Below are 22,182 nucleotides of genomic sequence, written 5' to 3'. Positions count from 1 at the left end.
TGACACGGATGTACATAGTTTAAAAAGCTGCAGCCTACCGCAGGCGGTACCGCAGCCTATTGCTTACCCTTAGACAGATGTCAGGTCCCGGATAATTGGCTGCTTACAACCAAGCGCACGTTGCTCCATAGCTGTCAGGTCCCGGATGATTACGCACGTTCTTGACGAATAAATCAGGTGCTTTCATCTTCCATTTTTTGAGTGCTTGGACTGGGGCTTCATGCCCCAGTGCCTTTTGTGGCAAGTGGTGGTTGTACAGCCAGACAAACCTGTGCAGTGTCTTCTCCAAATCCTCTGCGCTGTTGAAGTGATGCGAGCGCAGCACCTGGCTCAGGCGGCCATTGAAGCGCTCAACCATGCCGTTGGTTTGTGGCGTCTTTGGCTTGGTCAGCCGATGCTCTATCCCCAATGCTTGGCATAACTGGTCGAATTCGTGCTCGCCTGAGGGCTGACGTGTGCGGCTTCCAAACAATCGGTCTGTGAACTCTTTGCCGTTGTCGGTGAGGATGGTGTGGATCTTGAACGCTGCAGCTTTGCGTACGGCAGCCAAGAAGGCTTTGGCGGATGCTGCCGTCTTGTGCTGCTTGATATCAATGAACACCCAGCGTGTAGCTCGATCGATGGCAACAAAAACATAGCGGCGCTTGTCCTCATCGTGCATCTGGGGCAGGTACTTCACATCTACATGTACATAGCCAGGCTCATACGCCTTGAAGGGTTTGTGCTCGCCCTCAGGCTTGGGCTGTACGGGCAATCTGGAGTGGCCTCGTCTGCGCAGCAAGCGATCCAGCGCCGAGCGGCTCATGGCAGGCTCAATGAACTCTCGCACCACCGCCAATAAGTCATCCAGAGGTAGCCGCAGCTGGCTGCGCAGATAAATAACCAGCTCTTCCTGCCCTGCATTGAGAGTCGTTTGCAGGCGGTGGGCCGTGTGGCTGGCGTCATGCACCGTGGTTCTGCCCCGCCACTTACGCACGGTCCCTATGCCAATGCCGTATTGCTGCGCCAACTCTCGATCAGTACCACTGGCTTGCTGCAATGCCAAACGGGTGGCAGGTGTGGTCGTAGCGTTCTTATGAAGGCTGATCAGCATGGCAACTCCTTGGCACGGGATTGCCATGTTGCCAGAACTGCTTGCAGTACCTCTCGGCCATGCAGCAACGGACGCTTGTTTTTAAGCAGCCAATCGTCCGGGACCCGACACATAGCAGACAAGTGCTGCAGGCTGTTGTGGCAACATGGCAATCGTCTTCCAAGGAGCCGCTATGTTGATTGCTCTACACAAGAACGCAACGACCACGCCTGCTACACGACGTGCATTGCAGCAAGCCAGTAGCACTGACCGGGAGTTGGCCCAGCAATACGGCATTGGCCTGGACACGGTGCGCAAGTGGCGTCATCGCACTACGGTGCACGATGCCAGTCATACGCCGCACCGATTGCAGACCACGCTCAATGCGGCACAGGAAGAATTGGTGGTCTATCTGCGCACCCAACTGCTGCTGCCGCTCGATGATTTGCTGGCAGTGGTGCGGGAGTTTATTGAGCCTGCCATGAGCCGTTCTGCGCTGGATCGCTTGCTGCGCAGACGAGGCCACTCCAGATTGCCCATACAGCCCAAGCCTGAGGGCGAGCACAAACCCTTCAAGGCGTATGAGCCTGGCTATGTACATGTAGATGTGAAGTACCTGCCCCAGATGCACGCTTGAGGACAAGCGCCGCTATGTTTTTGTTGCCATCGATCGAGCTACACGCTGGGTGTTCATTGATATCAAGCAGCACAAGACGGCAGCATCCGCCAAAGCCTTCTTGGCTGCCGTACGCAAAGCTGCAGCGTTCAAGATCCACACCATCCTCACCGACAACGGCAAAGAGTTCACAGACCGATTGTTTGGAAGCCGCACACGTCAGCCCTCAGGCGAGCACGAATTCGACCAGTTATGCCAAGCATTGGGGATAGAGCATCGGCTGACCAAGCCAAAGACGCCGCAAACCAACGGCATGGTTGAGCGCTTCAATGGCCGCCTGAGCCAGGTGCTGCGCTCGCATCACTTCAACAGCGCAGAGGATTTGGAGAAGACACTGCACAGGTTTGTCTGGCTGTACAACCACCACTTGCCACAAAAGGCACTGGGGCATGAAGCCCCAGTCCAAGCACTCAAAAAATGGAAGATGAAAGCACCTGATTTATTCGTCAAGAACGTGCGCAATCATCCGGGACCTGACAGACAGACATGGCCCTTTGGGGTTTTCTAAGGCATGCGCCGGATCGCTACGGTGCTTTATGCACAATAGGCAACATGAGAATCCTTCACACCATGCTGCGCGTTGGCAACCTCCAACGCTCGATTGACTTCTACACCAAGGTGCTGGGCATGCAATTGCTGCGCACGTCTGAGAACCCGGAGTACAAATACTCGCTGGCTTTCCTGGGCTACGAAGGTGGCAACCCTGGCCAGGCCGAGATTGAGCTGACGTACAACTGGGGCACGGACAGCTACGACATGGGCACGGCCTATGGCCATATTGCGCTTGGGGTGGCCGACGCCTACGCGGCCTGCGACAAGATCCGCGCCGCAGGTGGCAACATCACGCGCGAAGCCGGTCCCGTCAAAGGTGGCTCGACCGTGATTGCCTTCGTGACCGATCCAGACGGCTACAAGATCGAATTGATCCAAATGAACTCGCGGGCGCACGCGAAGGAGCACCAGCAAGACGCCGGCGCCACCTTCGACCCGCTGCGCAACGCCTGAGCAGTTGCGCGGCCCTAAGACGCCGTCAATGCATAGCAGCCCCCTCTGGCCTCAGGCCGGAGGGGGCTTTTATTTACAGCTGCCGTGCATCCGGCATCGGACTTTGAATGCCTGGCGTGCCGCAGCCGAAGCTCCATGCCAACAGGGCATGCAATGCAGGCGTCAACGTTCAAAGGAGTCGACCACGATGGGCAACTGGGGCTTGCTCCATACGTATGCCTCACTCAGCACATCGTTGGAGATGGTTTGACCGGGCCATGTCAAGCGCATCACGTTCGCCAAAGTCCAGGCGGCCCAGTCCGCGCGAAAAGGCCGGTTGCCAATGCCCTGGTCCTTTTGCCACGAAGGCTGGGTGCTCCATAGCAGCATGGGGATGCGATAGCCTGAAGCGCTGAGTGGACTGTGGCCTGCATGATTGCGGCCGTGGCCCACCTCCTGCCCATGGTCTGACATATAGACCCAGGCGGCATAGCCGTCCGCAGAGCGGATATTCCGTGTCAGCGCCAACGTCTCTGACACGACGAAGTCGTGATACAGCAATGCCGCGTCGTAATCATGGCGGAACTGTCGCACCCAGCTCGGCCGCCCCTGGGTCTGCAGTTGCTGATCCACAGCATCGCTTTCATCGTCAAACGGGTTCTGCCCCGCAGGAAAGCGCAAGCGGTAGTGCGGATGAGCCCCCAAAAGATGGACCACGATCAACTTTTGGGGCGTCGCATCGGCCAGTGCGCGTTGCAGGTTATCCAGCAGCTCGCCGTCCAAGGAGCTGCTGGTACGCCCCGGCTGTCGATTCGCGAAATCCTGAATATCGGCAACACGTGCATGCTGCTGCTCTATGCCCAGGTCATCGTGGTTGCTAATCCACCAGACCTTGTAGCCTGCCGCGCGGGCCACCGCCAGCAAGTGCTGCGCATCCTGCGCATCGGGCTGCCCAAAACCAAAGATGTTGCCCAACGCCGGCAGCGTGCTGGCATCCACCGACCACGCATTGCGCAGCATGAGCATTTCTCCGTCCAGCCCACGCAGTTGACTGGCCAGATGCGGGGTGGTCGCGCGCTTGTAGCCATAGATGGACATGTTGTCGCGGTTGATGCTGTCCGCAATCACCAGCACGACGGTGGAATGGCCGGCCACTTGCACTGTGGGCGCCAGTGCATGGGCACGTGCCAGCGCAGCCTCTCGCCTCGCTTGCTGATTGGCCAGGCCCTGTTGCAGCTGCTGGATGGAAAACATCCACTGCGTCCAGAAAGCGATCGGGTGGTGGCGTCGCCATGGCTTGCTGGCGTAGCCAACGCTGACCAGCAGCAGCGCCACGCACAAAGCCATCACCGCCGGTTTTGGCCATCTTGCGCCGCTGGCCAGTCCTGCCCACCGGACCAGCCACCACGCGGCAGCACCACTGCCGATGACGGCCAACGCCCAGACCAGCACACTGCGCCAGACGGCATGCAGGTATTCGCCCGACTCGCGTGGGTTGCTGTTGGCAATGGCGCCCAGCACCAGTGAACTGTCGGGCGCGGCACCGTACAGATCCGCCAACAGCCCTCGCACGGCCCCATCCACCAGGAAGATGAGGGTCCAAACCCAGGCCAGCGCTTGGCGCAGTCGACGCCATAGCGTGCTCCGTACAGGCCATAGCAAGCCCAGAACAGCCGGCGCAAACAGCAGCAGCACCTGCCCTATGCGTCGTCCCTCATAGCCGTGCACGGTAAAGACAGCCACCAGCGCGACAAGGCCGGCAGCACCCAAGATTTGGTGCATACGCTCATCCGTCCAACCTGAGCATGTATGCCCATCAATTTTTTGGATTCTATGTGTGCAAAAGTAAGCCCTTCTGCGCGCAAGGGTGAGACCTCAGGATCGGGCTATGGGGCTCCGTACAGGCCGAATGCTGGACCACGCATCGCCGCGGGTGCATCCAGCTCCGCGCGCCGCGACGAACAGGCCCGCCATGGCTGGCGGCGTCCAAGCACGTCCAGTGGCGGCAGCTTGGGCAGCGGCAAAAGGATGTTTTGGTGCTGTGCTGTTCAAGCCTGCTGGGATGCGGTGCACGATACGGCCCAGCGCACAGCACGATCCCTGCAACCCCCTTCAGGTCAACGCTCTGGCTGTCCACCATGCAAAAAGCCCCAGACACATGGCCTGGGGCTTTTTGCATGGTGGCAGCGCTCAGGCGGCCTCATTCGATCAAGGTCACTTCTACCCGGCGTGCCTCGGCATAGCTGCCGAGGATGACGGTGACAGCAGGCTTTTGCAGCAGGATGCTGGCGGCGGGCACGCCCAGTTCAAGCAGCTTCTTTTGGACCGCCAGGGCACGCTGCTTGGCCAGCTCGGCGTTCGAGGGCGCATCTCCCGTGGCATCGTGAAAACCTGAAATCTGCACGCGCCGGCCGGTCTGCACGGCTGCCACGATGTCTTGCAGGGCCTGGTCGGCCCCTTGCACCAGCTGGGACTTGCCCGATGCGAAGAAGAACTTCACCACGCCCTGGTCCACCCGGTAGGCCGCCACCTTGTTGAGCACCACCGCCGAAGCGGCCAGCGTGGGGGGCTCGTACGGCGCCTTGCCCGGGCCCTGCTCCACGCTGGCGGCGTCGGAAGAGCTGGCTTCAACGGCGTAGGACACGGTCAATGCCATCACGGCCGCCGAGAACACCAGGGTCAGCAGGGGGGGATGGGTGTGCGGCACGGGCGGCATGGAGGCTCCTCAACGTTGTTGTTCTCAGGGGTCAAGCAGCTGTTTTTAACATTTTCTAACGTTGACAGCATCTATTTACGCTGCGCGAAATCAAAAAAACGGGCATCGCACAGCATCGGCGGTGACAAACGGTGGGTGCACAATCGGGCCCATGAGCCAAATTTCCGCCCACATTGCCGATCTGCGCAAAAGTTACGAGCGCGCCGAACTCAACGAGGACGCGTCGCACGCGGCCCCGCTGCAGCAGTTTGACCAATGGCTGCAAGAAGCCGTGAATGCCCAGGTGAACGAGCCCAACGCCATGACCGTGGCCACGGTGGGCAGCGACCTGCGCCCCAGCACGCGCGTGGTGCTGATCAAGGGGTATGACGAGCGCGGCATCGTCTGGTACACCAACTACGGCAGCCGCAAGGGCCAGGAGCTGGGGGGCAACCCGTTTGCGGCGCTGCAGTTCCACTGGGTGGAGCTGGAGCGCGTGGTGCGCATCGAGGGCCGTGTCGAACGCGTCAGCGCCGAGGAAAGCGATGCCTACTTCCACAGCCGTCCGCTCGACTCGCGCATCGGCGCCTGGGCCAGCCCGCAAAGCCAGGTCATCAGCGGCCGCAGCGTGCTGGTAGCGAACGCCGCCAAATACGGCGCGCAATTCCTGCTGAACCCGCCCCGCCCGCCGCACTGGGGCGGCTTCCGCCTGGTGCCTGACCGCTGGGAATTCTGGCAAGGCCGCAAGAGCCGCCTGCACGATCGCTTGCGCTATGCGCTGCACGACGGCCAGTGGCTGCGCGAGCGGCTGGCGCCCTGAGCGCGCGGTCGCTTCATCCAAAACAAGAGCGGCTTGCGCAGGCCAATATTGCTTTTGAAGGATAAAACCTTCCAATAGTCACTGCTGGCGGGTGCCAGCAGCTCACTTTTATACGACCACTGCCCCATCGACACGGGGACGCAGGCCCTGAAGCGCTCGGGCTCTGCGTGCCTTGGTCACGCCCGCCGCTTGGCCGCACGGCGGGCGGTCATGCCTTCAGCGCAGCCGCTCCAGCACCAGCAGCACCACGGGCAGGGTGAAGAGCGACAAGCCGGTCGACAGCGCAATGCAGGCCGTCACCTCTTCCTGGGCCACGCCATAGCGCTGGCTGAAGATGTAGACATTGGCGCCCACCGGCAGGCCGGCCGCCAGGGCCATGGCGGCCATGGGAATGCCGCGCAGGCCCAGCAACCACGCCACGCCCAGGAACAGGATGGGGTGGACCACGGTCTTGACCACGGCAATCCGCATCGCCGGGCGGATCATGCTGCCCAGCTTGCTGTAGGCCAGGGTGATGCCCACCAGCAGCAAAGCCATCGGCCCCAGGGCGCTGCCCAGCAGCTGCAGCGGTTTGTCGACCACGCCGGGAATGCCCCAGCCGGTCTGCGCGTACAGCAGGCCGGCAATGATGGGCAGGGGAATCGGGTGGATCACGCTGTTCTTGATCGCCTGCCCCAGGGTGCGGGCCAGGCCCTGGGGCCGGCCTTCGCTGCTGAACTGCCGGGCCTGGGCCAGCTCGAACACCACGGTGCCACTGCCCAGCAGCACCAGGGCGTGCACGGAGATCAGCGTCAGCAGCGTGACCAGGCCTTCCTGGCCGTAGACCAGGCCGACCAGCGGGATGCCGATCATCACGTTGTTGCTGAAGGTGTGCGCCAGGGCGCGTGCGGCGGCCAGGGTGTTGAAGCCGAAGACCAGCATGGTGCCGACAAACACCAGGCCGACCGCCAGGAAGTAGACCAGGATGGGGCTGAAATCCAGCTCGCCCAGCTTCACGCTCGCCATGGTGCGAAACAGCAGCGCGGGCGTGAGGATGTAGAACACCAGGTTGGTCAGGTCCTTGACCGCGGCGGGCCGCACCCAGTCCAGCTTGGCGGTGATGAACCCCAGAACAATCAACAAGACCACCGGCAGCAAGGCCGTCAACGCAGGCGTATCCACAATCAATACCAATCTCGAGAAAGCGGCAGCCCGACCACGGCCCCCTGCCCGTCGCGGCTTGCAGGCACGGCGCACCCAGCTTGTGGCCGGTGCGCCGTGCGGTGCCAGGGATCATATGCGCTGCCGCGGGGCTGGCAGCGCACACCGGGGACGCCTGCGCGTCAGAACGCCATGCGCAGCCCCACGCTCAGGTTGCGCCCCTTGAGCGGCGCCGCCTGCTTGATGGCCGAGGTGTGGGCGTAGCCCAGGCGGTCGGTCAGGTTCTCGGCCTTCAGCGTCAGCTCCAGCGGGCTGCCGTTGAAGCGGTAGCTGGCCATCAGGTTCAGCATGCCGTAGCCGCCAGTCGCCGTTTCATAGGCCGTGGTGCGGTCCTGGCGGGCCACCTGCACCCACTCGGCCAGGCCTTCCCAGCCGCGCCAGCTGGCGTCCACGCGCACGCCCAGTCGGGCGGCCGGGATGCGCGGCAGAGGGCCGCCTTCGGCCAGGCGCGCGCGCACCAGGTCACCGAACACGCCCACGCCGACAAAGCGGTTGATGCGCTGGCGCACCTGGCCTTCCACGCCGGTGAAGCGGGCGTCGGCCTGGGTGTAGTGCTGCAGCTGGAAGCCGTCGTGCGCATCCACGGTGCGGCCATAGATGTAGCCCTGCACCCGGTGGTGGAAGGCGTTCGCACTCCACGTGGTGTCCCCACGGGTTTTACGCAGGCCAAAATCCCAGGCCTGGCTGGTTTCGCGGCCCAGCTGGGCGTTGCCGACTTCCCAGCTGTTGGTGGCCAGGTGCGGGCCGTTGGCAAACAGCTCTTCGGCCGTGGGCATGCGCTGCGCACGGCTGAACGAGGCGCTGGCCTGCCAGCCCGTGGCAAAGCGCCAGACCGTGCCCAGCGAGGCCGACAGGCCCTGGTGCGAGCGCTCCACCGCATCGTCCTGGGCCCGCACCGTCTGGCGGTCGTGGCGCAGCGCGGCCTGCCAGCTCCAGGCGCCGATCTGGTATTCCTCCAGCAGGAACAGGCCCAGCTTGTGCGTGCGCGTGGGCTGCACATAGGCCTCCTCGCCGTCGGCGCTGAAGCTGCGCTGGCCGTTGCTCAGCCCCACCACGCCGCGCCAGCCGGCAATCGGCGCGTGCTGCACCTCCAGCCGCAGGTCGTGGGCGCGGTTGCGGAACTGGGTGGCGGCCACGCCGTCTTCCAGCTCGTCGTGGGCATAGCGCGTGTGGCTGCCCTTGAGGCGCACGGCCTCCACCCCCGGCGCCAGGTTGCGCCATTCGCCACGCAGGTCCCAGCGGTAGCTGTGCAGGTCGACCACCGGCACCTCCTCGTGCTCATCGTGGGCATGGCCGTGTCCATGGCCGCCGCAGTGCAGGTGGTCGCCATGCGGGTGGCAATCGCTGTGCACATGGCCCGGCAGACCGTACTGCGCCGCCTGCTTGGTGTAGGCCGCGCCCAGGTAGGCATCGGTGCCCACCCAGGACAGGCCGACGGTGCCGGTGCTGCTCTGGCTGTCGCTGCCGGTCACGCGGCGCCCGCCCTCCTCATTGCGCCAGCCGTGGCCGGCGCGGTAGTCGCCGGCGTCGCGGGTGGCGGCCTCCACGCGCAGCACCAGCGGGCCGGTGCCAGCACTCAGGCCCACGGCGCCACTTTTTTCGCGCGCACTGCTGCCCCACTGCACTTCGGCACTGCCTTCCAGGCCGTTGGCCGGCAAGGCAGTGGGCACCTTGCTGTCCACCACGTTGACCACCCCGCCCACGGCACCGCCGTGCACCAGGGCAGCCGGGCCGCGCAGGATTTCCACGCGCTCGGCCAGCAGGGTTTCGGTGACCACGGCGTGGTCCGGGCTGATGGTGGAGGCATCGTGCAGCTCCATGCCATTGGCCAGCACCCCCACGCGCGGGCCATCCATGCCGCGGATGATGGGGCGGCTGGCCCCGGCGCCAAAGTGCGTGGCGTGGATGCCGGGCTCCCCCGTCAGGCTGTCGCCCAGCGTGGCGGTGCGGCGCAGTTGCCAGGCCTGGCCTTCGAGCACGCTGATGGGCGCCGCCATGTCCTGGGCGCTCAGGCCCAGGCCGGTGGCGGTCACGGTGATGCCGGGCAGCTGCGCCTCGGGCGCATCGGGGGTCTGGGCCTGGGCCAGCGACAGCGGGCCGGCGGACAGGGTGATGGCCAGGGCCACCGGGTGGTGGCGCAGGAACTGGCGGGGGGCACGCAGCGCCGAGCGGGCGGCGGGCAAAGGATTCAGAGGTTTCATGGTCGGTCACAGGCACAGACGCAGGCAGGCGCTGCCGCCCGGTCCCTCATCGGCCACCCGGCAGCACGCAGCACCCGGCCCACGGACAAGCCGCAGCTGTGCTTTTAAATAAATGGGAGTCAAATCAGCTGTCTACGCTGATGCAATCAGCGCTGGCAGCTCTGTTTTTTGAATCGACTGACGCCGTCGGACGTGCCAAGCCTGCGCGATGGGCAGCTGCCAAGCAGCGCGCGTGCGCAGCGGCGGGCACACCGGCGGTGGTCCAGGCGATTCGGTCGAAACGAAGAGAGCGGTGGCCGTGTCAGGCCAGGGGGCCGGCCGGCGGAGCGCGGGCCAGGAAGACGGTGCGCGGCGCGGGCAGCAGGTGGGCCGTGCTGGTCCAGGCCGGAGGGTGGGCGGGCAGGCTTTGGCTGGCCAGCACCAGGGGCGCGGGACTGGCGGCGCCATGTCCCAGTTGGTCCAGCACCAGACATTCGGCCTGGGTATGTTCCCCAAACCAGGCCGCCACCCCGTGGGCGTGCTGGTGGGCGTGCGGGACAGCCTGCGGCGCGTGGCGCTCAGGCAGAAGCGGTGCGTGCAGCACCTCGTGCATGCGTCCCAGGGCCGGTGCCAGCACCACGGCCAGGGCCAGCCACCACGCCATCCAGGGCGCGAGCAGGCGTTGCATGCGAAATTTCACCAACATTCGTGCGGTCGTTCGGGCTTAGTGGGCGTGGCGCATGCCGCAGTTCTTGCCCAGGGCCAGGCCCTTGCAGGCGGTCTGCAGCTGCTTTTGGCAGTCGTCGTACTTGCTGCCGCTGGCCAGGCACTGGGCGGCCTGCTCGTGCGCACGGGCCATGCCGCGGTGGCGTTCGATGTCCTCCTGGGTGTGGGCGTCCAGTTGGGGTGCTGGCGCCGTATGGCTGTGGGCCGGCGCAGGCTGGGCCTTGCCCGCAGGCGCGTGTTCGTGCGCCCAGACGGGGCTGGCCAGCAGGCAGGCTGCGGCCACGGTGGCAATCAAAGTTTTCATGGAGAGTTCCCTGAGGGTGGTGAAGAAACCGGGGGGCTGGTCTCGGCGGCGCACTGGGCGCATTCGCCCTGCACGGCCACATCCAGCGTGGGGTTGCGCACACCGCTGTGCGCCAGGGCCTGGCGCAGCGCCTGCAGCGCGGCCTGGACGGCGGCACTGCCCTCGCCCAGCTGGAACGGCTGGTGGCAGCCACTGCATTCCATGTGCGGGGCGGCATGGTCGTGCGCCACAGGGGCTGCCAGCCAATAGCGCGTGACACGCTGGCCATCGACGCTGCGCTGCAACAGGCCGGCCGCGCAAAAACGGTCCAGCGCGCGGTAGACCGTCACGCGGTTCACGGCCACGCCCTGCTGGTGCAGGGCGGCCTCCACAGCCCCTTCCGTCCAGCCCTGTGTCGGCTGGTCAGGCAGCAGCGACAGCAAAGCCTGCACGGCGCGCGTGGCGCGCAGGCCGGCCGGCAGGGTCAAGGGTGCAAGGGCGGGATGGGAAGTGGGCATGCCAGACAGTTAACGCAACTCGGTTGCATTATGCCTGCAATCCACCTCTTCAAAAACAATAGCTTTCAGCGCAATCAGCGCTTGGCGTACTGGGCAAAAGTCTGCAGAAACTTCTGTACCTTGGGGCCGACCACATAGGCGCAATAGCCCTGGTGCGGGTTGCGCGCAAAGTAATCCTGGTGGTAGGCCTCGGCCGGCCAGTAGTTGTCCAGCGGCTGCACCTCGGTGACCACGGGCACGCCGAACAGCAGGCGCTGGTTCAGCATGTCCACAAAATCGCGCGCCACCTGCAGCTGGGCCTCACTGGTGGTGTAGATGGCGCTGCGGTACTGCGTGCCCACATCGTTGCCCTGGCGATTGGGCGTGGTCGGGTCGTGCGTGCCGAAGAAAATCTCCAACAGCAGGTCCAGCCCGATCTGGGCGGGGTCAAACACCAGCTTCAGCACTTCGGCATGGCCCGTCGTGCCTTCGCACACCTGTTCGTAGCTAGGATGGGGCACATGGCCGTTGGCGTAGCCGCTTTCAACGTCCAGCACGCCGTGAACACGGTCGAACACCGCCTCCGTGCACCAGAAGCACCCGCCGCCGAAATAAATGGTTTCTTGCATGCTGCATTTTTACACCCAGTGGCCGGTCGCAGAAAACCCGGGGCCCGGTTCAGGCCTGTAGGACAGTGCAGGTCTTCACCGGGCTTGACGCTGGTGGCACGGCTTTCTATAGTCTGCTACTGACCCATGGGTCATTGACCACGAAAGTCCAACCGTGACCGACCACCCCTCCTCCAGCGCCCATTCCGCGCGCGGCCGCAGCCGCCGCAAAGAGGCACGCCCGGCCGAGCTGCTGGAGGCCGCCACGCGCCTGTTTGTCGAGAAAGGCTATGCCGCCACCAAGGTGGAGGAAGTCGCCGCGCTGGCCCAGGTGTCCAAGGGCACCCTCTTTCTGTACTACCCCAGCAAGCAGGCTCTGCTCAAGGCCGTGGTGCGCGAGAACATCGCCGGACGATTTGCCGAATGGCAGGCCGAGCTGGAGGCCTTTGCCGGGACCACCCCCGAGCTGGTGCGCTACGCCTTCCAGGTCTGGCAGGAGCGCATCGGCGACACCTATGCCGGGGGCATCTGCAAGCTGATGGCCAGCGAGTGCTGCAATTTCCCGGAGCTGGCCAGTTTCTACCTCGAAGAGGTGGTGGAACCCGGCAACGCCCTGGTGCGCCGCATCCTCGAGCGTGGCGTGGCGCGCGGCGAGCTGCGCCCCCTCGACCTGGATGCCGCTATCCACCTGATCACCACCCCCATGTTCGCTTACATCCACTGGCGCCATTCGATCGGCATGCTCTACCCGCAGTCACTGGGCGTGAGTGCCCCGCTGTATTTCCAGACACATGTCGACAACCTGCTGCGTGGCCTGTCCGCCACGGCGCCCGATGTCTGAGCCGCACACCACCGCAGCCTTCACGCGCCGCGCCCGGTGGTGGTGGCTGCTGGCCCTGTGCGCGGTGCTGGCCACCGTCTGGGGCATGTGGCGTGCCCTGGAACAACGTCAGGCGCGGCAGGCCGCTCTGCAGGCCAGCACCCGGCAAGCGCCGGCCACCCTGGCCATCCCGGCCCAGGAATGGCTGCAGGTCCAGACCCGCACGCTGACCGTGGGGGTGCCCATCACCGGCAGCCTGGCCGCCGTGGACCGCGCCGTGGTCAAGGCGCGTGTGCCGGGGGAACTGCGCGAATTGCACGTGCGCGAGGGTGATGCGGTCGTGCAAGGCCAGGTCATCGCCCGCGTGGACGCGACCGAGTCGGAGGCCCGCTTTCGCCAGGCCAAGCTGCAGGCCGATGCCGCCCAGGCCCAGGTGGCGATTGCACAGCGCCATTACGACAACAACCGCGCCCTGGTCGCGCGCGGCTTCATCTCCGATACGGCGCTGACCACCTCCCTGGCCAACCTACAGGCCGCGCAGGCCAGCCATGCGGCCGCCCGCGCCGCCCAGGACGGCGCCCGCAAGAACCTGGACGACACCGTGCTGCGCAGCCCGATCGCCGGTCAGATCGCGCAGCGCATGGCGCAGAACGGCGAGCGCGTGAATGTCGAGGCCGCCGTGGTCGAAGTGGTCAACTTGGTGGCGCTGGAGTTGCAGGCCCAGGTGGCCGCGAACGACACGGCCCAGGTGCAGGTCGGCCAGAAAGCCCGGCTGCAGCTGAGTGGCCATTCGGCGGCCATGCCCCAGCCACTGCAGGCCCAGGTGGTGCGCATCAACCCCAGTGCCGCGGCCGGCAGCCGCACGGTGCCGGTGTACCTGCGCTTGCAGCCGCGCAGCGACCTGAACCTGCGGCCCGGTATGTATGTGGAAGGTTTCATCCAGACCGGCCAGCACCAGGCCCTGGCCGTGCCCCTGGATGCCGTCCGCACCGACCAGCCCCGGCCCTATGTGCACACCGTGGCGCAGGGCCAGGTGCAGCACACGCCCGTCGTCCTGGGCGTGCAGAGTGTGGACAGCGCCCAGCCCTGGGTGGCAGTGGAAGGCCTGCCCGAGGGCACCATCGTGCTCGGCGGACGTGTGGGCGGCATCCCTGCAGGAACATCCGTGCAGTTGGAGGCCCAGCAGCCCGTGCCGCATCCCCCCACTGCCGCGGCCGCCGCCGCGCACTGACCCTCCCCAGGAAGATCCCGCACCATGTGGTTCACCAAGGTCAGTCTGCGCAACCCTGTCATGGCCACCATGGTCATGCTGGCGTTCGTGGTGCTGGGGCTGTTTTCCTACCAGCGGTTGGCCATCGACCAGTTCCCGAATGTCGATTTCCCCGTGGTGGTGGTGTCCGTGGCCTACCCCGGCGCCTCGCCCGAGGTGGTCGAGAGCGAAGTCACCAAGCCACTGGAAGAGGCCATCAATTCGATTGCTGGCATCAATGCCCTGACCTCGCGCAGCTACGAGGGCAAGGCGCTGATCATCATCGAATTCCAGTTGCACATCGATGGCCGCAAGGCCGCCGACGACGTGCGTGAGAAGGTGGCCACCGTGCGCCCGCTGCTGCGCGACGAGGTGGAGGAGCCCTGGGTGCTGCGCTTTGACCCGGCCAATGCCCCCATCTGGTCCGTCGCGGTGCTGCCACGCCCGGCCGATGGCGCCCAGCCCCTGTCGCCCATCCAGCTGACCACCTGGGCCGACCAGGTGCTGAAAAAGCGCCTGGAAAACGTGCGCGGCGTGGGCGCGGTGAACCTGGTGGGCGGCACCCCGCGTGAAGTCAACATCTACCTGGATCCTGCGGCCCTGCAGGCCTACGGCATCAGCCCAGCCCAGGTGGTGCAGGCGGTGCGCAGCGAAAACCAGGACCTGCCGGTGGGCAGCATCCGTTCGCTGCAGCAGGAACGGGTGGTACAGATCCAGGCCCGCATTGCGCGCCCCGCACAGTTTGCCGACATCGTCGTGGCACAGCGCGCCGGCGCGCCCGTGCGCCTGGGCCAACTGGCGCGCATCCAGGACGGCGCCCCCGAAGTGGAGAACCTGGCCCTGTACAACGGACAGCGCACGCTGCTGCTGTCCGTGCAGAAAGCCCAGGACGAAAACACGATCGACGTGGTCCGCGGGCTGAACCAGGCCATCCAGAGCCTGGGCGCCGAGCTGCCGACCGGCATTGCCCTGGAGCCGATTGCCGATGCCGCCCGTCCGATCCAGGTGGCCGTGGACAACGTGCGCCAGACCCTGGTCGAGGGTGCCGTACTGACCGTGCTGATCGTCTTTCTGTTCCTGAACTCCTGGCGCTCCACCATCATCACCGGCCTGACGCTGCCAATTGCGCTGATCGGCACCTTCTGGTTCATGTACATGTTCGGCTTCTCGATCAACATGGTGACCTTGATGGCGCTGTCCCTGTGCGTGGGGCTGCTGATCGACGATGCCATCGTGGTGCGCGAGAACATCGTGCGCCATGTGCAGATGGGCAAGCGTCCGTACGACGCAGCCATGGACGGCACGCAGGAAATCGGCATGGCGGTGCTGGCCACCACCTTGTCCATCGTCGCGGTGTTCCTGCCCATTGGCTTCATGGGCGGCATCATCGGCAAGTTCTTCCACGAATTCGGCATCACCATCGTGGCGGCGGTGCTGATTTCCATGTTCGTCAGCTTCACGCTGGACCCCATGCTCTCCAGCGTGTGGCACGACCCCAGCATCCATGCCCCTGGGCAACCCGCCAGCACCCGACGGCCCCTCTACGATCGCACGCTGGGACGGGTCACCCAGGCCTTCGACCACGCCAGCGCCGACATCTCGGCCCTGTACCAGCGCCTGCTGGGCTGGGCCCTGCTGCACAAGCCGGCCACCGTGCTGACCGCCGTGGGCATTTTTGTGGCCAGCGTGCTGATGCTGCCGCTGCTGGGCTCCGAATTTGTGCCCAGCGCCGACTTTTCCGAGACCCAGGTCAAGTTCAAGACCCCGCAGGGCTCGTCCATCGAGACCACGGAAGCCAAGGCCCGGCAGGTCGAAGCCCTGCTGCGCGCCATGCCCGAGGTGGACTACACCCTGACCACCATCAACACCGGCAATGCCGAAGGCAAGCACTCCGCCAGCATCTTCGTGCGCCTGGTGGACCGCAAGCACCGCACGCGCAGCCTGGAAGAGATGTCGCTGGTGCTGCGCAACGCCCTGCGCAGCGTGCCGGGCATCACCGTCACCCACGTGGGGCTGCTGGAGCCGGTCGGCGGGCAAAAACAGATCGAGTTTTCCATCATGGGTCCGGATCTGGGAGAGCTGGGCCGCCTGAACCAGCAGGTGCAGGCCCAGTTGCTGCGCATTCCGGGGCTGGTGGACCTGGACACCAGCCTGCAGGCCCCCAAGCCCGTGGTCAATGTAGAGGTGCGCCGCGACGCGGCGGCCGACCTGGGCCTGTCCGTGGCCAGTGTGGCCAGCAGCCTGCGCACCCTGGTGGCCGGTGACAAGGTGGGCAACTGGCGGGCCAGCGATGACCAGACCTACGACGTCAAGGTGCGCCTGGCGCCGGAAGCCCGCACCCAGCCGGCCGACCTGCTGCACCTGCCGTTCAGCGTGACGGGGCCGGACGGCAACCCTCGCGTAGTCCAGCTCAACCAGGTGGCCCAGGTGGTGGAAGCGCACAGTCCCAGCCAGATCAACCGCCGGGCCCTGACGCGCGAGGTCCAGTTCACGGCCAATGTGGCGCTGCGCTCGGTGGGGGAGGTCTCGGCCGACATCACCCGGGTGCTGCAACAGATGCAGCTGCCGCCTGGCTACCGCTGGGAGTTTGGCGGCTCCACCAAGAACATGAATGAATCATTCGCCTATGCCGTGTCGGCCCTGGCCCTGGCCATCATCTTCATCTACATGATCCTGGCCAGCCAGTTCAAGAGCTTCATCCAGCCGCTGGCACTGATGACCGCGCTGCCCCTGACCCTGATCGGCGTGGTGCTGGCGCTCATGATGTTCAACTCCGCCATCAGCATGTTCTCCATCATCGGCATCGTGATGCTGATGGGCCTGGTCACGAAGAACGCCATCTTGCTGGTGGACTTTGCCATCCGCGCCCAGGGCGAACACACGGACGAACACGGCCAGTTGCACCCCGGCCTGCCGCGCGAGCAGGCCCTGCTGATGGCGGCCAAGGTGCGCCTGCGCCCCATCCTGATGACCACACTGGCGATGGTGTTTGGCATGGTGCCGCTGGCCTTTGCCGTCACCGAAGGATCGGAGCAGCGCGCCCCCATGGGCCAAGCCGTGATTGGCGGCGTCATCACCTCCTCCCTGCTGACGCTGGTGGTGGTGCCGGTCGTGTACTGCTATCTGGATGATTTTCAGCAATGGCTGCGCAAGCTTTGGAAGGGGCGTGAGCCCGATCACGCTGCCAAAGCATCCCCACCCTCGTAGAATCGTGAGTTTGTTTCAGACAAGCCATCCCCAGCGGAGGAGACCACAATGAATTTGCCCCTGAACAGCCTGCTAGATCGCAACGACGCCACCGAAAACGCCCGTTACAACATGGTGCAGCAACAAGTGCGCCCCTGGAATGTGAGCGGCGAGCGCCTGCTGGAAGCGCTCTACACCGTGCGCCGTGAAGATTTCACGCCCCCCGCACACTACAGCCTGGCCTTCATGGACGTGGAAGTACCCCTGACCGACGATGCCGATGCCATCGCCCAGGGCCGGTGCATGTTCCAGCCCCGCGTGGAAGCGCGCATGATCAACGACCTGGACATCCAACCCCATGAGCGCGTGCTGGAAATCGGTACCGGCTCGGGCTACAGCGCGGCCCTGCTGTCGCGCCTGGCCAAGGACGTGCTGACCCTGGAAATCCACCCCGAGCTGGCGGAAATGGCCCGCGAGAACCTGACCGACGCTGGCTGCACCAACGTCAGCGTGCGCGTGGCCGACGGCTCCAAGGACACCCTGCCCGAAGGGCCGTTCGATGTGATCTTGCTCAGCGGCTCGGTCGAGGTCCTGCCCGCCAACCTGCTGCCCCACCTCAAGGACGGCGGCCGCCTGGGCGCCATCGTCGGCACCCAGCCCGTGATGCAATTCACCGTGGTGACCAAGCAGGGCAGCCAGACCATGACGAAGTCGCCCTGGGACATCGTGGCACCGCGCCTGCAAGGTTTTGCCACCGCCCCCCGCTTCTCGTTCTAAGCCGCATCGCGCGAGCACCGCCGGAGACTGCTGCATGTTTTACCAAGTGCGCCCCGCCCTGCTGGATGCATGGCTGGGCCAATTCAACGGCGATGCCACCAAGCCCGTGGTCCTGGATGTGCGTGAAAAGTGGGAGTGCCAGGTGGCCAGCGTGGCCCCCAGCGACCAGTTCGAGCTGCTGTGCATCCCCATGGGCGAAATCACATCACGCCTGAACGAGCTGGACCCGGACCGCCCCGTCGCCTGCCTGTGCCACCACGGCGCACGCAGCATGAGCGTGGCGGCCTATCTGGCCCGCGAAGGCTTTGAATCGGTGGCCAACATCACCGGCGGCATTGCCGCCTGGGCGGTGGAACGCGACCCCAGCGTGCCTCAGTACTGAGGCGCAATCCAGCGATTGGTGCATGGCCGGCATGTCTGCGCTGCCGGTGCGGTCTTGAAAAGGGTATCCATGGTGTCTTCCTCCGGGCTGTCTGTCGTCTCCTTTCGCCCTGCCCTGCGCTGCGTGGCCGCAGCCGTTCTGGCCAGTGGATGGCTGTCGCTGGCCCAGGCCCAAAGCCTGGTGCAACTGACCGAACAGGCCCAGACCTACGACGCGGCCTGGCAAAGCGCCCGCGCCCAGCTCGACGCCACCATCAGCAAGGGCGCGCAGGCCAAGGCCGGCCTGCTGCCCCGCATTGGCATCCAGGCCGGCAGCCAGTACAGCGAAACCCGGGTGCGCAGCGACTTCCCCGCCGCACGCCTGGATGCCCGCCAGGACTCGGCCAGCCTGCAGGCGCAACAACCGCTGTACAACCCGGCCAACCTGGTCACGTACCGTCAGGGCCAGCGCAGTGTCGATCTGGCGTATGCCCAGGTCGATGCCGCGGCACAGAACCTGCTGGTGCGGGCCGCCCAGGCCTATTTCCAGGTGCTCACCGCGCAGGACACCTTGCAGCTGGTGCAGGCCCAGAAGCGGGCCGTGTCCGAGCAACTGGCCTTTGCCCAGCGCAATTTCGAAATCGGCACGGCCACGGTGACCGATTCCCGCGAAGCCCAGGCCCGCTTCGATCTGGTCCGCGCCCAGGAAATCGCCGCCGACAACCAGCTGCGCGTCAGCCAGGCGGCCCTCGAACAATTGGTCGGCTTAGCAGGCGCCAGCCCCTGGCCCTTGGCGCAACCTGTGCGCCTGCCCACCCTGGCACCGGCCGATCTGGCCAGCTGGCTGGCACTGGCGGCTGACCACAGCCCCTTGGTGCGCCAGGCGCAGATCGCGCTGGATGTGGCTCAGCTGGAAACCGACAAGGCCCAGGCCGGTCACAAACCCACGGTGGACTTGCAGGCCAGCTATGGCACACAACGCAACCCCGACGGCACCGCGGCCATGCCCTATCGCAACAACGCCACCGTCGGCACGGTGGGCGTGGTGATGAACATTCCCCTGTTCGCCGGGTTTGCGGTGCAGAACCGGGTCAAGGAAACCCTGTCACTGGAAGAGAAAGCACGTGCCGACCTAGAAGATGCCCGCCGCCAGGTGGCCCAGGCCGTGCGCACCGCCTACTTTGGCGTGCAATCGGCCACCGGCCAGGTCCAGGCCCTGGAGGCGGCCGTGGCCTCCAGCCAGAGCGCCCTGGAAGCCAATAGGCTGGGCTACGAGGTGGGGGTGCGCATCAACATCGACGTGTTGAATGCGCAAAGCCAGCTGTATCAATCCCAAAAGGATCTGGCGCAGGCCCGCTACAACCTGCTGGTGGGACACCTGCAGCTGCGCCAGGCCGCCGGCAACTTGGACATGCAGGACGTGCACGCCATCAACCAGCTGTTGAGCCCTGCCCTGCAGACGGCCGATGCGATGCCAACATCGTCCCACGCTCGCTGAGCATTCACTGCAGCGTGTGGACTGTAGGTGTTGCGACGGCAGGGTCATCTGCGGATCATGGCCACGCACCAAGATCCTAGGCTTCATTGGAAAAGTGAGCAGGCTGCCATTGTTGTGCAAGGACTTCCATACTCCTTAGCTCGGAGGTTATGGTTCTTGCTGCGATAGCAGCTCACTTTTTAAAGTCAATTCAGCGATGGTTGAAATAATCGCAATGCTCAACCAACGTCCCAAGTATGTGAATAGACAACTTCGCATCTCAATGTAAGCTGTATTCAATAACGAAATAAAAAAGCGCTGACCTCACGATCAGCGCAGACTCGAATCTCCCTGGCTTACTTGACCAGCTCCAGCATCTGCTTGAAGGCAGGGTGCTCGCAGCTGCGGATCCATTCGAAAGCCACCATCTCGGTCGTGACCAGCTCGGCCCCAGCACCAGCCAGACGGTCGAATGCCGCATCGCGGTTGCGCTCGCTGCGCGAACTGCAGGCATCCGTCACCACCCACACTTCCATCTCCTCCTCCAGCAGTTGCAAGGCGGTCTGCAGCAGGCAGACATGGGCCTCACAGCCGGCAATGATGATGGAAGGACGCTCGGGCTCTGCCGGTGCCGCCGGCTTTTGCAGGTGCTTGGGCAGGCTGCGCGCATTGCCGCCCTGCTGCTTGCGCACGGGCGGGCGCAGCAGATCGATCAGGCCATCCTCGGCCGCGCTGAAGCTCATCTTGGGCAAGGTCTGGTCGCACAGTGCGCGCAACTCGGCCGCGTTCGGGCCCAGGCGGGAAGGGTTTTGCTCCGTGCCCCACACCGGCACCTGCATCAGGTTCGCCAACTTGGCCAGTTTGACCGCATTGCCCAGAACCTGCGGTCCTTCAAAAATCGCGGGCATCAGCTTTTCTTGGTAGTCGATCAACACCAGTTGCGAGTCATCGGCGTCCAGCAGCATGTAATTCTTCCTTCAGAGGTTCTTCAAAGCCACATTGTCGCAGTGAAGCCTGCAAGCGGGCACACAAAATGCATGTCCTGAAACTCTGTCATATATCAATTACGGCATAACCAACCCGTACAAATCGGCAATTAGATGCACTTTGTGCGCCAATTTCAGCCCACAACGTCAGACAAGCGTGATAACCTCCGTGCCCATGACTTGCAAATGGCTATTGTTTATCGCCCTCGGCTGTGGAAGCGTGCAAGCCGCTCCCACCAACAGCGAACCGTTGACCCAGGAACGTCTGGCAGACATCGTGCATGAGCGCGGCCTCGGCGCGAACCTGCAGAGCATGGGCCATTCCGTGGCCAGCAACACGTCCAGCCTGATCAACACGGCCATGGGCATGATCGGCATCCCCTACCGTTTTGGCGGTACCAGCGCTGAAACCGGCTTTGATTGCAGCGGTTTCGTGCGTGCCATCTACCAAGATACCGTCGGCCATCTGCTGCCACGCCGTGCCGACGAGCAGGCCAAGGCCACCCAGAAGATCGACAAGAAAGAACTGCGTCCCGGCGACCTGGTGTTCTTCAACACCATGCGCCGCACCTTCAGCCATGTGGGCATCTACGTGGGCGAAGGCAAGTTCATCCACTCCCCCCGCAAAGGCAAGAGCGTGCGCGTGGAAAGCATGAACGACAGCTACTGGGCCAAGCGCTTCAATGGCGCCCGCCGCGTGGATGTGGCGGATGCACAGCCCGCGTTGCTGGAAGCCTCCACCGCTCCTTGACACTGATCAACTCCCGACAAGGCCTGCTTTCATGCAGGCCTTGTCTTTTGTCACTCACCCATTGGTTTTGCCATGACCGACCAAGCCACTCCCAAACCCAAACTGGTTCGCTGGATCATCGGCCTGCCGGTGGCGATGTTTGCCATCCTCATGCTGATCAGCCAGTTGTTGTTCAACGCCTCGCCCGACAAGGAAACGCAATGGGTGGAGCGCGAAATCATCCGCCTGTGCTGGAAGGAACGCGAAAAGGGCCCGAAGGAAGGCACACCGGCGCAGTTCACCGAAGGACAGTGCGAGCAGCTGGAATTCGACTTCAAGACCCGCTGGGGCATGAACCCCTGAGCCAGCGGCGCAAAGCCTTGCGCCTGAAGCGATTGCACAGGCTGGGCACAATAGCGCCCCGGATTGGCCTGCACGCTGGCAGGCACCGTGCCTGCATTGTTTGAATGAATACTTCGCCCCCTACCTCGCCTGCCACGTTCAGCCCCTGGCGCATGTCCGTGGCCCCAATACTCGATGGGTTCGGTAAAAACTCAAGGTGTTGATCTAAAAGGAGAAAGCGGTGTCCGTTTTTTCGCTTGTAGCACTCGCGTAGCATCGAGACACGGAATCCAGTGCCGCAACTGATCAGACCAGCACCCGATCAGTAGACTGCCATGCCGTTAATAAGCGCATCACACGCCGAACTTGGTCACTTTTGGCGATGATGAATGGATGCTGAGCATTAAATTCGCAGAGAGGTTGAGCAGATAGCAGCCTTATCTCTTTGACCTTAGATCGCCTCGATACTAAGGGAAGATCTCCAATGCTTTACTTCCTGTAAAGCAAGTTGAAG

20 protein-coding genes and 1 pseudogene are annotated in these 22,182 nt (G+C 64.3%); 11 read left to right on the top strand and 10 right to left on the bottom strand.

Translation table 11 applies throughout. The features are described 5' to 3' along the window. Window positions 1-103: 103 nt before the first annotated feature. Window positions 104-1,093: an IS481 family transposase gene (locus KAQ61_RS07025; RefSeq protein WP_210930994.1), complete on the bottom strand. Its 990-nt coding sequence runs from the start codon at window positions 1,091-1,093 to the stop codon at window positions 104-106. Window positions 1,094-1,265: 172 nt separating this feature from the next. Between KAQ61_RS07025 and KAQ61_RS07020 the strand changes: the two are divergent. Continuing rightward, window positions 1,266-2,256 (top strand): annotated as a pseudogene (locus KAQ61_RS07020) (IS481 family transposase). Between the two features lie 44 nt (window positions 2,257-2,300). After that, complete coding sequence (gene gloA, locus KAQ61_RS07015) at window positions 2,301-2,753, top strand: lactoylglutathione lyase (protein ID WP_045266784.1); 453 nt, start codon at window positions 2,301-2,303, stop codon at window positions 2,751-2,753. 162 nt (window positions 2,754-2,915) lie between these two features. On the opposite strand, the gene KAQ61_RS07010 is transcribed toward gloA, so the two are convergent. Together KAQ61_RS07010 and KAQ61_RS07005 are read right to left on the bottom strand one after the other, a co-directional pair. Continuing rightward, a complete protein-coding gene (locus KAQ61_RS07010) occupies window positions 2,916-4,514 on the bottom strand; it encodes a phosphoethanolamine transferase (protein WP_210930992.1) in 1,599 nt (532 codons plus the stop codon). A gap of 418 nt (window positions 4,515-4,932) precedes the next feature. Further along, entirely contained in the window at window positions 4,933-5,448 is a 516-nt protein-coding gene (locus KAQ61_RS07005; RefSeq protein ID WP_051519271.1) for an OmpA family protein, read from the bottom strand. 151 nt (window positions 5,449-5,599) lie between these two features. On the opposite strand from KAQ61_RS07005, the gene pdxH reads away from it, so the two are divergent. Then, the gene (gene pdxH, locus KAQ61_RS07000) at window positions 5,600-6,247 is read left to right on the top strand and encodes a pyridoxamine 5'-phosphate oxidase (protein WP_154162846.1); all 648 of its coding nucleotides are present in this window, start codon (window positions 5,600-5,602) and stop codon (window positions 6,245-6,247) included. A gap of 216 nt (window positions 6,248-6,463) precedes the next feature. Here pdxH and KAQ61_RS06995 read toward each other — a convergent pair whose 3' ends face one another. The 6 genes from KAQ61_RS06995 to msrA all read right to left on the bottom strand — a co-directional run bounded on the left by KAQ61_RS06995 (window position 6,464) and on the right by msrA (window position 11,762). Then, window positions 6,464-7,408, bottom strand: coding sequence for an AEC family transporter (locus tag KAQ61_RS06995; protein WP_045267890.1), 945 nt, complete (start codon window positions 7,406-7,408; stop codon window positions 6,464-6,466). 161 nt (window positions 7,409-7,569) lie between these two features. Then, entirely contained in the window at window positions 7,570-9,648 is a 2,079-nt protein-coding gene (locus KAQ61_RS06990) for a TonB-dependent receptor (protein ID WP_210930990.1), read from the bottom strand. Window positions 9,649-9,949: 301 nt separating this feature from the next. Beyond that, window positions 9,950-10,315: a hypothetical protein gene (locus KAQ61_RS06985; protein WP_052662704.1), complete on the bottom strand. Its 366-nt coding sequence runs from the start codon at window positions 10,313-10,315 to the stop codon at window positions 9,950-9,952. Window positions 10,316-10,351: 36 nt separating this feature from the next. Continuing rightward, the gene (locus KAQ61_RS06980) at window positions 10,352-10,657 is read right to left on the bottom strand and encodes a hypothetical protein (RefSeq protein ID WP_210930988.1); all 306 of its coding nucleotides are present in this window, start codon (window positions 10,655-10,657) and stop codon (window positions 10,352-10,354) included. Next, window positions 10,654-11,154: a transcriptional repressor gene (locus KAQ61_RS06975; RefSeq protein ID WP_244983015.1), complete on the bottom strand. Its 501-nt coding sequence runs from the start codon at window positions 11,152-11,154 to the stop codon at window positions 10,654-10,656. The genes KAQ61_RS06980 and KAQ61_RS06975 overlap by 4 nt, the downstream gene beginning before the upstream one ends. 74 nt (window positions 11,155-11,228) lie before the next feature. Then, a complete protein-coding gene (gene msrA, locus KAQ61_RS06970) occupies window positions 11,229-11,762 on the bottom strand; it encodes a peptide-methionine (S)-S-oxide reductase MsrA (protein ID WP_042419740.1) in 534 nt (177 codons plus the stop codon). Between the two features lie 154 nt (window positions 11,763-11,916). Between msrA and KAQ61_RS06965 the strand changes: the two genes are divergently transcribed. From KAQ61_RS06965 to KAQ61_RS06940, 6 genes are all read left to right on the top strand, one after another. Then, window positions 11,917-12,582, top strand: a complete 666-nt coding sequence (locus KAQ61_RS06965) for a TetR/AcrR family transcriptional regulator (protein ID WP_210930986.1) — start codon at window positions 11,917-11,919, stop codon at window positions 12,580-12,582. Then, window positions 12,575-13,792, top strand: coding sequence for an efflux RND transporter periplasmic adaptor subunit (locus tag KAQ61_RS06960; protein WP_210930984.1), 1,218 nt, complete (start codon window positions 12,575-12,577; stop codon window positions 13,790-13,792). Before KAQ61_RS06965 ends, KAQ61_RS06960 begins: the two co-directional genes overlap by 8 nt. 24 nt (window positions 13,793-13,816) lie before the next feature. Beyond that, window positions 13,817-17,017, top strand: coding sequence for an efflux RND transporter permease subunit (locus KAQ61_RS06955; RefSeq protein WP_210930982.1), 3,201 nt, complete (start codon window positions 13,817-13,819; stop codon window positions 17,015-17,017). Window positions 17,018-17,065: 48 nt separating this feature from the next. After that, complete coding sequence (locus tag KAQ61_RS06950; RefSeq protein ID WP_210930980.1) at window positions 17,066-17,773, top strand: protein-L-isoaspartate O-methyltransferase family protein; 708 nt, start codon at window positions 17,066-17,068, stop codon at window positions 17,771-17,773. A 34-nt stretch (window positions 17,774-17,807) separates the two neighbouring features. Next, window positions 17,808-18,155, top strand: coding sequence for a rhodanese-like domain-containing protein (locus tag KAQ61_RS06945; RefSeq protein WP_210930978.1), 348 nt, complete (start codon window positions 17,808-17,810; stop codon window positions 18,153-18,155). 69 nt (window positions 18,156-18,224) lie between these two features. Continuing rightward, window positions 18,225-19,631: a TolC family outer membrane protein gene (locus KAQ61_RS06940; RefSeq protein ID WP_210930975.1), complete on the top strand. Its 1,407-nt coding sequence runs from the start codon at window positions 18,225-18,227 to the stop codon at window positions 19,629-19,631. Between the two features lie 335 nt (window positions 19,632-19,966). Here the strand turns inward: KAQ61_RS06940 and KAQ61_RS06935 are convergent, their stop codons facing one another. Continuing rightward, window positions 19,967-20,575, bottom strand: a complete 609-nt coding sequence (locus KAQ61_RS06935) for an isochorismatase family protein (RefSeq protein ID WP_210930973.1) — start codon at window positions 20,573-20,575, stop codon at window positions 19,967-19,969. Window positions 20,576-20,771: 196 nt separating this feature from the next. Here KAQ61_RS06935 and KAQ61_RS06930 point away from each other — a divergent pair, with 196 nt between their 5' ends. Both KAQ61_RS06930 and KAQ61_RS06925 read left to right on the top strand, forming a co-directional pair. Beyond that, window positions 20,772-21,347: a C40 family peptidase gene (locus KAQ61_RS06930; RefSeq protein WP_081889008.1), complete on the top strand. Its 576-nt coding sequence runs from the start codon at window positions 20,772-20,774 to the stop codon at window positions 21,345-21,347. A gap of 72 nt (window positions 21,348-21,419) precedes the next feature. Then, window positions 21,420-21,689 (top strand): hypothetical protein, encoded by a 270-nt coding sequence (locus KAQ61_RS06925; protein ID WP_210930965.1) that lies wholly within the window; start codon window positions 21,420-21,422, stop codon window positions 21,687-21,689. Window positions 21,690-22,182 lie beyond the last annotated feature (493 nt).

The sequence above is a fragment of the Comamonas aquatica genome (assembly GCF_018064205.1).
GTDB classification, from domain to species: Bacteria; Pseudomonadota; Gammaproteobacteria; order Burkholderiales; family Burkholderiaceae_C; genus Comamonas; species Comamonas aquatica.
This window is presented reverse-complemented; position numbering and strand designations above follow the sequence as displayed.